Source organism: Pseudomonadota bacterium (assembly GCA_030775045.1).
Classification (GTDB): Bacteria; Pseudomonadota; Alphaproteobacteria; order JALYJY01; family JALYJY01; genus JALYJY01.
This window is the reverse complement of sequence record JALYJY010000066.1, coordinates 1-9998: the sequence shown is the minus strand read 5'-3', so window position 1 is coordinate 9998 and position 9998 is coordinate 1. Positions and strand designations below refer to the sequence as shown.

Annotated in this window: 9 protein-coding genes; 4 read left to right on the top strand and 5 right to left on the bottom strand. The window is 58.3% G+C overall.

Translation table 11 applies throughout. From position 1 onward, the window contains the following. The 4 genes from M3O22_06660 to gltX all read right to left on the bottom strand — a co-directional run. Positions 1–414, bottom strand: a 414-nt coding sequence (locus M3O22_06660) for a hypothetical protein (protein MDP9196427.1), incomplete at its 3' end; no start/stop codon positions are given. Between the two features lie 109 nt (positions 415–523). Then, entirely contained in the window at positions 524–988 is a 465-nt protein-coding gene (locus M3O22_06655) for an SUF system NifU family Fe-S cluster assembly protein (GenBank protein ID MDP9196426.1), read from the bottom strand. A gap of 42 nt (positions 989–1030) precedes the next feature. Continuing rightward, the gene (locus tag M3O22_06650) at positions 1031–3808 is read right to left on the bottom strand and encodes an N-6 DNA methylase (GenBank protein MDP9196425.1); all 2778 of its coding nucleotides are present in this window, start codon (positions 3806–3808) and stop codon (positions 1031–1033) included. A gap of 28 nt (positions 3809–3836) precedes the next feature. After that, positions 3837–5237 (bottom strand): glutamate--tRNA ligase, encoded by a 1401-nt coding sequence (gene gltX, locus M3O22_06645; protein ID MDP9196424.1) that lies wholly within the window; start codon positions 5235–5237, stop codon positions 3837–3839. Positions 5238–5317: 80 nt separating this feature from the next. On the opposite strand from gltX, the gene M3O22_06640 reads away from it, so the two are divergent. Continuing rightward, positions 5318–7423, top strand: coding sequence for a ComEC family competence protein (locus tag M3O22_06640; protein ID MDP9196423.1), 2106 nt, complete (start codon positions 5318–5320; stop codon positions 7421–7423). On the opposite strand, the gene lexA is transcribed toward M3O22_06640, so the two are convergent. Continuing rightward, the gene (lexA, locus tag M3O22_06635; GenBank protein ID MDP9196422.1) at positions 7387–8085 is read right to left on the bottom strand and encodes a transcriptional repressor LexA; all 699 of its coding nucleotides are present in this window, start codon (positions 8083–8085) and stop codon (positions 7387–7389) included. The two genes, M3O22_06640 and lexA, sit on opposite strands and share 37 nt — an antisense overlap. 129 nt (positions 8086–8214) lie before the next feature. On the opposite strand from lexA, the gene M3O22_06630 reads away from it, so the two are divergent. From M3O22_06630 to M3O22_06620, 3 genes are read left to right on the top strand one after another with little or no spacing between them, the layout of a single operon-like run. Beyond that, on the top strand, positions 8215–8805 hold the full coding sequence (locus tag M3O22_06630) for a YceI family protein (GenBank protein MDP9196421.1): 591 nt from the start codon (positions 8215–8217) through the stop codon (positions 8803–8805). 10 nt (positions 8806–8815) lie between these two features. Beyond that, entirely contained in the window at positions 8816–9379 is a 564-nt protein-coding gene (locus M3O22_06625; GenBank protein MDP9196420.1) for a YceI family protein, read from the top strand. A gap of 1 nt (position 9380) precedes the next feature. After that, positions 9381–9983 carry a cytochrome b gene (locus tag M3O22_06620; protein ID MDP9196419.1) on the top strand — a complete coding sequence of 201 codons (603 nt, stop codon included), beginning with the start codon at positions 9381–9383 and terminating at the stop codon, positions 9981–9983. Positions 9984–9998 lie beyond the last annotated feature (15 nt).

Sequence of the window (9998 nt, the reverse complement as noted above, 5' to 3'; positions counted from 1 at the left end):
GCTTATGACAGCCTCCCGCCCCAGATGCCTGAACTGTGCATCAAGCTTTTCCTGAAGGGTCAGGATGCGATCAGAAACTGACGCGGAATCATCACGGAGTAAAATCAGGGCTTTTTCCGGATTGAAATCGCCTTCCGTATCCGAAACAGCATCCTGGGAAACAGTTCTGGCTAACCTGCTTTCTGCTGTCCTCTTTTCTTCAGAAGCAGGAAGGGTGTCGACTTCTGTAACGGCAGGGAAAGATATTGCAGACCCGGCCAGGGGCTGGCGGAAAGCCGGGGTTGGTACAACTGTCACCCTGCTGTCCCCGGCCGCTACCCCCTCAGCCGGGATTTCCTGACCGCACAGGGCCAGAACGCCCACAAGACCGCTGGCCGTCAGGGCCACCACTGCTGCGGGATACCTTCGTTTCATATGGGTTATCATGGCGCTGTCCCGATTCTGTTGCGGGACATAAGCCTGTGAAGGATTTCAGGATCCCTGTACAGATGCGGGAAAGGGTTAAGGGCCCGGGGTATATGCCCTACTCTGTACTGACAGTCCCCTCATCCGCCAGGGCTGCATGCAGGGCGTGCCAGGACAGGGTGGCGCATTTGACCCGCATGGGAAACTGGCGCACGCCGGCCAGGACTTTCAGGCGATCCAGGTCGTCCTCGCTGACGGGCGCCGGGGCGGGATTATCCTGCGTACAAAGGTCATGGAACGCGCCGAACAGGGCTTCAGCCTCGGCCACTGTTTTTCCCCTTACCGTCTCGGTCATCAGGGAGGCGCTGGCCTGACTGATGGCGCATCCCTTTCCCTCAAAGGCCGCATCCTGGATAATACCGTCCGGCGACAGGGTCAGATATATGGTGATTTTATCTCCGCACAGGGGATTGTGCCCGGACGCATGGCGGTTGGCTTCCGGCGGGTGACGGAAATTCCGCGGATGGCGACCATGGTCCAGGATCACTTCCTGGTACAGTTCTCTCAGCTCGTCGTCGAACATTTACTGATTATAGCACATCCCCGATGCGGCTCAGGGCGAGGATCATAAAACTTCTTCCGCTTTTTTTGGTTTTCCTGTCTTTCTGGCTTTGGCGCCCTTCTCCCCCAGTGGCAGCGGAGCAATGAGTTTCTGGTACAGGGAAAACAGGAATGCCACGCGCTCAGCCTCACTGACAAAGTTGGTCCTGCCGTAAGTCGCGTCCACGGCCCGATCCAGGGCCTGGTGCGCCTTGACCAGAACGGGGGGCATGGCCAGGGGGTCATACAGATCTGCCAGCGCGGCCTTTGGGAACTGGGCCCGCGCGGCCAGAATTCCTTGCGCAGTATCCTTGATCTTCTGCCGCTGTTTTTCCGTCGGCTCCGGCCACGGAAAGTTGTTGTACACAATGCCTGCGGAGTATTGATAATCGCTTTTCATTCGGCCACATACAGCCCGCATCCATACATTGTGCATGAGTGAAGAAAGAATACCAAATTCATAAAACGTGGCGTTGGGGACAACCAGCGTACTGCCACTGGCAATCACGTCGGGCTTACAGAACCCGATCGGAAGATAAAAGCGGCTTTCCGATGAAACCTTGGGAACAAGAAGATAGGGTGTTTCCGGCTGCCGGATTTCCCCAAAAAGACCTGGTACACTGGCTAATTTACGGGTTGTTTCCCGTCCGCTGGACAAACGGTAGGCCTTGTTTCCATCAATCCGTTGATGAACATGTTTCAGTCTGCGTAACAGTACAGGATCAATATTTTCAAGCCACAGGCAATATCGGGGGATGTTATTGATAAACTCGTCCCCACCCATGTACCGCCTTATGCAGGGAGCTGATTCTGGTTCATCCTGCAGCAATTTATCCCGTTCTTCCCGGGACAGGATCAGCCACCCATTATCTATGGGCATACTTCCGTAGTTCATTTCAGCAATATTGCCTGATAATGGTTTTGAGCGCCGCATCATCAAAACAGGATCGGCCTCCACCAGATACGCATTTATCTTTTCCACCTGCCGTACCAGCGGCTCAGACTTTGACGTTTCATATTCAAACAGCCATTTAGGCGCTATGTCCTGCAAAGAAAAACCGATGATAACACAATGAACGGCGGCGGCCCTGCGCGCCTCGCTGGTCCACTGGAAGGTACGGTGGGCAAAGTGAATTTTGATGCCTTCCTTATGCAGGCATGACCACAAAACCCCAACCTGCTCACCCTGGGTGACTGAATTCGTGGAAACAAAGGACACGCGAATGAAAGCATTTTCATGGATATATTGTGCTGCCATTCGGTACCAGCACGTCACATAATCCAGAATACCCGCCCCCTTGATATCCTTGAAGACGGTCAGCACCTCTTCCTTTTGACGTTCAGACTGCTCTTTCTTCCCCACGAACGGCGGGTTGCCGACGATATAGGACAAGTCTTTGGGGTCAACAATGTCCCGCCAGTCCATACGCAAGGCGTTTCCATGGATGATTTTTGGCGCTTTTTTAAGGGGCAGGCGCACCAGATAGAGACCAAATTCCTGGGATACTTTCATGTTCATCTGGTGATCCATCAGCCACAGGGCCGTCTGGGCGATCTGGGCGGGAAATTCCTCGATCTCGACGCCATAAAACTGATCCACATCCACCCACATGATGTCATCGATGCTCAACAGGCGGGTGGTTTCGTTTTTCAGGATGGCCCGCAGGGCCTCCAGCTCCAGCTGGCGCATTTCCCGATAGGCGACGACCAGGAAGTTGCCACAGCCACAGGCAGGGTCAAAGACACGGATAGAGGCCAGCTTGCGACGGAAATCGTTCAGCTTGCGCCTGTCCTTTTTGACCTTCTCGAATTCTGCCCGGAGGTTGTCCAGAAACAGCGGGTTCAGGGCCTTCAGGATATTGGTTTCCGTGGTGTAGTGCGCGCCCAGGTCGCGGCGGGCCTTCACATCCATGATGGACTGGAACAGGGACCCGAAAATGGCAGGGCTGATGCGGCTCCAGTCCAGAGCGGCGGCTTCCAGCAGGCTTTCACGCATTTTTCGGTCGAAGGAAGGAATGGGCAGTGTTTCCTCGAACAGCTTGCCGTTCACATAGGGAAAGGCGGCCAGCTGCTCGTCCAGATTTGTCTGGCGCTGTGCTTTCGGCGTATTCAGTATCTGAAACAGGTGCGCCAGGCGCGTTCCCAGGTCGCTCCCGTCTTCTGCGGTACGTTGCTCGATAAAATCAGCGAACTGGCGACGTTCAAAAATGCTGGTGTCATCGGCAAACAGGCAGAACAGGATACGGACCAACAGCGCTTCCAGAGGATGATCCACATAGCCCGATGCCTTCAACAGGTCATGCAGTTGGCCCAACCGGTCCGCCGCCTGGACGTTGACGGGATCTTCCTCGCCGAAAGAACGGGTCTGGTACCCGGCCATAAAGCCAAACAACCGGACATTTTTGTGCAGGTCCTGCAGTGGAAATTCCTGAATGTCGCCGCTGTCCAGATCATAGAGGCGGAATCTGGCAAAGTCAGACACCAGGATGTACTGGGGAAGGTCGCGATCTTTCAGGCCGGGGAAGTATTCGCGCGCCTGATCAAACGCCTTGTCCAGATCCCTGCCGCGGGATTTGTGTTCCGCCAGCAGTACACCTCGCCACAGCAGGTCAATATATCCACCTGCGCCATCGGATTTTTTCACCGGAGTCTCGAACGATGCCATGCGGCGGCGGGACACGCCGAAGACACTGAAAAATCCATCCCAGAAAGACTTGGCCTCCGCATCCTCGGACGTTTCGGATTCCCACTCACGGGAAAACGCCAGAGCGCGGTCTTTGATTTCATTCCAGGACAGTGGCACGCTGTTTTTCCTTTAGGCCTTTACGCCTTCACGCCGTTACATCCCCGATGCGACCCAGGGTTTCGGCACGACCCAGCAACTGGGCCACCTCGAAAATGGGTGGCGAAACGGACGAGCCGCTGAGCGCCGCGCGCAGGGGCTGCGCCACCTGGCCCAGCTTTTTGCCGGAAGATTCAGCCAGCTGGCGGCACCCGGCCTCGATGGCGTCGTGGGTCCAGGGCTCCAGTTTTTCCAGACCCGCCGCCAGCTGTTTCAGCAGCGCTTTCGCATCGGTATCCAGCAGGCCTTTCGCCTTGTCATCCAGCATCAGCGGGCGCTTACGGAAATAGAATGCCGCCTGTTCGGCCATTTCCACCAGGGTTTTCACCCGTGGCTTCAGGCCTGGCACGGCGGCCAGCAGCAGTTTTTTCTGGTCCACCGTCAGCGGCGCGCCCAGCATTTTTTCCAGCTGAGGCACGATCAGGTCCACCAGCCGCTGGTCGTCGGCCAGCTTGATGTAGTGGGCGTTCACGCTGTTCAGCTTGACGAAGTCAAACCGGGACGGAGAACTTCCCAGGCCTTCCAGTGAAAACCACTCCACAGCCTGCTCCAGGGATATGATCTCATCGTCCCCGTGGCTCCAGCCCAGACGCATCAGATAGTTGCGCAGGGCCTCGGGCAGATAGCCCATGTCCTTGTATTCCTGCGCCCCCACAGCCCCTTTACGTTTCGATAATTTCTGGCCGTTGATATCATGGATCAGGGGCAAGTGTGCAAAGGCCGGCGGCGTCCATCCCATGCCCTCATAGATCTGCAGCTGGCGGAACGTGTTGACCAGATGCTCTTCGCCCCGGATCACCTGGGTAATGCCCATGTCGTGGTCATCCACAACCACGGCCAGCATATAGGTGGGCGTGCCGTCACTGCGCAACAACACCATATCGTCCAGCTGGCTGTTCTGGACACGCACCTCGCCCCGCACGCCGTCATGGACAATGGTTTCGCCTTCGGCAGGCGCTTTCAGGCGGATCACCGGCTTGACGCCGGCAGGAGCCCCGGACGGATCCCGGTCCCGCCAGCGCCCGTCATAGCGCTGGGGCTGGCCCGCAGCCTCCTGCTTTTTGCGCATCTCCTCCAGTTCTTCCTGGGAGGCATAGCAGTAATAGGCTTTGCCGCACTTCAGCAGTTCGCGGGCCACCTCGGCATGCCGATCCTTGCGGGCGAACTGGAACACCGGCTCACCATCCCACTGGATGCCCAGCCAGGACAGGCCATCCAGCAGGGCATGCACGGCCTGTTCGGTCGAGCGTTCCCGGTCCGTGTCCTCGATCCGCAGCAGGAATTTTCCCTTGTGGTGCCGGGCATACAGCCAGTTAAACAGGGCCGTGCGGGCGCCACCAATGTGCAGCATGCCGGTGGGCGAAGGGGCAAAGCGTGTAACAACAGTCATGCAAAAAACCGTCAATAAAGGTAGAAAGGAATTTCCTGAAGTACCCTAGCCCTTTTCACACGGGATCAAAAGTGGGGAAAATGTCGCTGTCCGCCCTGCTGGCCGCCGAACGGGACCGGTGGCTTCTGTGGCTGCCGGTCTTTCTGGGCCTTGGCATCTGGGTCTATTTTGTCCTTCCGCGTGAGCCATCCGCCTTGGCCGGACCTTCTGCCTGTGGCCTTTTCTGCGGTCTGTTGTGGCTGTCGCGCAGGCATATGGGGCTGATCCTGGCCTGTGCCGCTACCCTTGCCACGTGTGCCGGATTTACAGCCGCGCAGATCCGCACCGGAATTGTATACACCCCGATTCTGGAGCGGGAGACAGCCCCCTCCCCCGTCAAGGGCATCCTGTCCGGTGTGGAAAAGCTGGATTCAGGATGGCGCCTGACGCTGGAGGATGTGCGTATGGCCCGCCTGCCACCGGAGCGCACACCACGTGAGGTGCGGATCCGCATGTCTGGAAAGGACACAGTGCCGCCGCTGGGTAGTCTGGTGGAGATCATGGCCGTACTCTCCCCACCTTCTGACCCGGCAGAACCCGGCGCTTTTGATTTTCGCCGCCATGCCTTTTTTCTGGGCCTGGGAGGAGTTGGGTATGCGGTTTCTGGAGTAAGGATCCTGCATGAGCCGGAAATTTCATGGCTTAACACTGTTCCGGCCGCACTGGAATCAGCCAGGCGTCACATGGCTGTGCGTATCCAGGAAGCGATGGAACAGCCCTCCCGGGGCATTGTCCACGCCCTGATGACGGGGGAGCAGACAGCCATCCCGGCCGATACCCTGCAGGCCATGCGCATATCAGGCCTGTCCCACCTGCTGTCCATTTCCGGCATGCACATTGGCATGGTGGCCGGAAGCCTGTTTTTTCTGGTCCGGGCCCTGCTGGCCCTGTTTCCGGCCATTGCCCTGCGCATGCCCATCAAGAAATGGGCGGCGGCAGCGGGCATTCTGGCCGCGCTGGCCTATACCATCCTGGTGGAATATCCGGTTCCAGCCCAGCGCTCGGCCCTCATGTCCAGCCTGGTCCTGTTCGCTATTATCGTGGACCGCAGTGCCCTGAGCATGCGGGTCCTGGCCATCGCCGCCACTGGCATCCTGCTGGTCCTGCCGGAAAGCCTTCTCAGCATCAGTTTCCAGATGTCCTTTGCCGCTGTGGCCGCGCTGATCGCTACATACGAGGCGCTGCAGGGCCGGATCATTGCATGGCGCCGGGACAGCGGCATTATGGGTCGCGCAGCCCTGTACTGCGGCGGAGTCCTGCTCACATCCGTGGTGGCCAGCCTGGCGACGGCACCCTTTGCCCTGTACCATTTCCAGCAGATAACCCTGTATGGCCTGCTGTCCAACATGGCCGCAGTTCCTGTCACAGGATTCGTGATTATGCCGGCCATCCTGGTGGCCTATGCCCTGATGCCACTGGGGCTGGACCTCTGGCCCCTGAAAGTGGCTGGGTGGGGAACGGATATTGTGGTGGCGATTGCCCACTGGACAGCTGCAATGCCCTGGGCCCGGCTCAGCGCACCGGTCATGCCCGGTGCAGGTCTTGCCCTTCTCGTAATTGGCGGCCTGTGGATCTGCCTGTGGAAAAGACCATGGCGCCGGCTGGGCGCCCTTCCCTTCATAGCAGGATTCTTCAGCCTTCTTTTCATACACCGGCCGGACATTCTGGTTTCAGGAGATGGAAAGCTGGTGGGCCTGCGGGACAGCCGGGGCAATCTTGTCCTGTCCTCCTCCCTGTCCGGAAAGTTTGAGGCGGGAATATGGAACCAGCGGGACGGACGCCCGGCCACCCGTGAAACCTGGCCTGCTTCAGGACAGAGCAGGGACGGAAGCATCGCCTGTGATGCCCTGGGCTGCCTGTATCACAGGAATGGCTATACCGTTGCCATCATCCGGGATACCGGCGCCGCCGAAGACTGTTTCAGGGCGGATATAGTCATCAGCCCCCTCAAACCCCTGAAGGGTTGCCCTGCTCCTCTGGTCATTGACCGCCGAAGCCTGCAGAAAAGCGGGGCTCACAGTCTGACCCTGGATCCGGATGATGCCACCACAGAAGTCACGCGGCATCCGGACATCCACAGACCCTGGACCCCGCCGGAAAAACCGCCCCGTCAGTACCGCCGGAACAGCGCCGACAGCAGGCCCTGAATCCGGACATGCCCGGCGGGATATACCTGAACCTTGTAGTTCCTGTTGGCCGGCTGGAGGACGACGTTCCGGCCCGGCGGCCCCAGGCGCTTCAGCGTCACCTCACCATCGTTGACCAGGGCCACCACGATATCCCCTTCCCGGGCTGTATCCGTATGCCGGATGATGGCGATATCCCCGTCCATAATGCCCGCCTCGATCATGGAATCCCCGGAAACCTCCAGTGCATAGTACCGGCCACGGCCCACCATGGAGGAAGGAACGTCAATGGTCTGTCCCGGATCGCTGACTGCCTCGATGGCCAGACCGGCCGCAATACGCCCGTAGAGGGGAAGGGACACCGCAGCCTGGGCCGCCGCAGCCACAACAGCTGCAACAGAAGCCTTTTCTCCTCTGCCCTTTGACGCCGGCCGCAGATCGGGAGCCAGTTCCTGTTTTCCGGGTTTTGCCTCCGGGACCCGCAGGATCTCCAGCGCCCTTGCCCTGTGAGGCAGGCGGCGGACAAATCCCCGTTCCTCCAGAGCACCGATCAGGCGATGGATTCCGGATTTGGACTTCAGGTTCAGGGCCTCCTTCATCTCCTCAAAGGAAGGACACACAGCCGTCTCCCGCAGGCGACGGTGAAGAAAGTGAAGCAGTTCAAGCTGTTTTCTGGTCAGCATCGCAATTGCACCCCCCGGAACAAATCAGAAACACTTCGCCTGTTCTACTTTGGTTCCAGGGCCGCGTCAAGTTTCAGACACAATCAGCCACCAGTCTGGGATGTGAAACCTTTTCCGGAGCATAAAAACATGAAACGTCTGGCCGCCCTGATCCTTGCTGCTTCCCTTTCTGTTTCTTCTGGTCCCGTCCTGGCGGCTGCCCAGGAATACGTCATGGATCCGGATCACACCCAGGTGGTGTTCATGGCCAATCACCTTGGCTTTTCCTATGTCACAGGCCAGTTCCGCGCCTTTGACGGCAGGTTGATTCTGGACCAGGACAAACCGGAAAACAGCAGCGTGTCCTTCAACCTGAAAACGGACAGCGTGAATACAGGTCATGCCGGACTGGACAAACACCTGCGGACAAAGGACTTCCTGAACGTGGAACAGTACCCGACCATTTCCTTTGTCAGCACCAGGGTCGAGCAGACAGGACCCGATGATGCCAAAGTAGAGGGAAACCTGACCATGCTGGGTGTGACAAAACCGGTTGTGCTGCAGATCCATCACAACAGGACAGCGCCACATCCTTTCAGCCCTGAAAAAGTGATTTCAGGCTTTTCAGCCACCATCACTGTCCGGCGCAGCGATTTTGGAATGAGCTATGGCCTGCCTGCTGTCGGGGATGATGTTCTTGTTACCGTCAACGCGGAAGCCTCTCCGGCTCCCGGCAAATGAGGCCGCCATCATGATGAAATTTTCTGCTGTTGTCCTTTTTTTGGCCTGCCTGGCTTTCCCCGTTCATGCTACGGAATGGATTCTGGACAAGAGCCAGAGTCGCCTGGGTTTTACCGCAACCCAGGACGGCGCCCCTTTCACCGGCGGTTTCCGGAATTTCGATGCCCGGATCACTTTTGATCCGGATCAGCCCGGAAAAGCCAGTGCCAGGGTCACCATCGACACAAAATCCTTCTACACAGGCACGCCTGACCGGGATAGCGTTGCTGCGACCAAAGAATGGTTTGATGTGACCCAGTTTCCTGAAGCCACGTTCCAGAGCACGTCCTTCAGCCCCACAGGTGATAACGGATACATGGTGGAGGGCAAGCTGACCATCCGGAACATTTCCCTGCCGGTCAAAATCCCCGCCACCATCACAGTGGACGGGGACAAGGCCATAGCCATCGGAAAACTGTCCCTGAACAGGGCTGATTTCGGGATCGGACAGGGCCAGTGGGCGACAGGCAATCCTGTCAGTCTGACCGTCGAGGTCAACTTCACCATCAATGCTGTCCGCGCCAAGGGGCAATAGCATGCCCTGGCGCAATACGCAGAACCAGTGGGGTGTCGTTGCCAAAGCCCTGCACTGGACCATTTTCCTGCTGGTTTGCGCGCTGGTCCCTGTGGGTTTTGTCATGGCCGGCCTGGGTCCGGAGGATCTGTCCCTGAAATTCCGGCTGTACCAGCTGCACAAATCTACCGGCCTGCTGGTTCTGGCTGTGGTCACCCTTCGCCTTCTGTGGCGCGCCGGAAACAGGGCCCCGGCCCTGCCTGTCGCCATGCGGTGGCGGGAAAAGGCCGCAGCCCATGCCGTGCATGCCCTGCTCTATATCCTGCTGTTTGCCCTGCCCCTCTCGGGCTGGGTCATGGTGTCGGCATCGCCCCTGAATATTCCGACTGTTTTCTACGGCCTGTTCACGGTTCCGCGGCTGACAGGTCCTGACCAGTACCTGTACACCCTGGCCCGGGAAGCTCACGAAATCCTGGTGTTTGTCCTGCTGGCCCTGCTGGTTGCCCATGTGGGCGGAGCCCTGTGGCACCACTTCATCCGCCGGGACAATATCCTGAAGCGAATGTTGCCCTGGGGCGGTCTTTCTGATCAGGATCCGCCGCGAAAGCCTGTGGCCACCACATAGACTTCGGATGAATCC

Excerpts from the sequence above, each read along its gene's own strand:
- M3O22_06655 (MDP9196426.1), bottom strand. The coding sequence starts at position 988 with ATGTTCGACGACGAGCTGAGAGAACTGTACCAGGAAGTGATCCTGGAC.
- gltX (MDP9196424.1), bottom strand. The coding sequence starts at position 5,237 with ATGACTGTTGTTACACGCTTTGCCCCTTCGCCCACCGGCATGCTGCAC.
- M3O22_06640 (MDP9196423.1), top strand. The coding sequence starts at position 5,318 with ATGTCGCTGTCCGCCCTGCTGGCCGCCGAACGGGACCGGTGGCTTCTG.
- lexA (MDP9196422.1), bottom strand. The coding sequence starts at position 8,085 with ATGCTGACCAGAAAACAGCTTGAACTGCTTCACTTTCTTCACCGTCGC.
- M3O22_06630 (MDP9196421.1), top strand. The coding sequence starts at position 8,215 with ATGAAACGTCTGGCCGCCCTGATCCTTGCTGCTTCCCTTTCTGTTTCT.
- M3O22_06625 (MDP9196420.1), top strand. The coding sequence starts at position 8,816 with ATGATGAAATTTTCTGCTGTTGTCCTTTTTTTGGCCTGCCTGGCTTTC.
- M3O22_06620 (MDP9196419.1), top strand. The coding sequence starts at position 9,381 with ATGCCCTGGCGCAATACGCAGAACCAGTGGGGTGTCGTTGCCAAAGCC.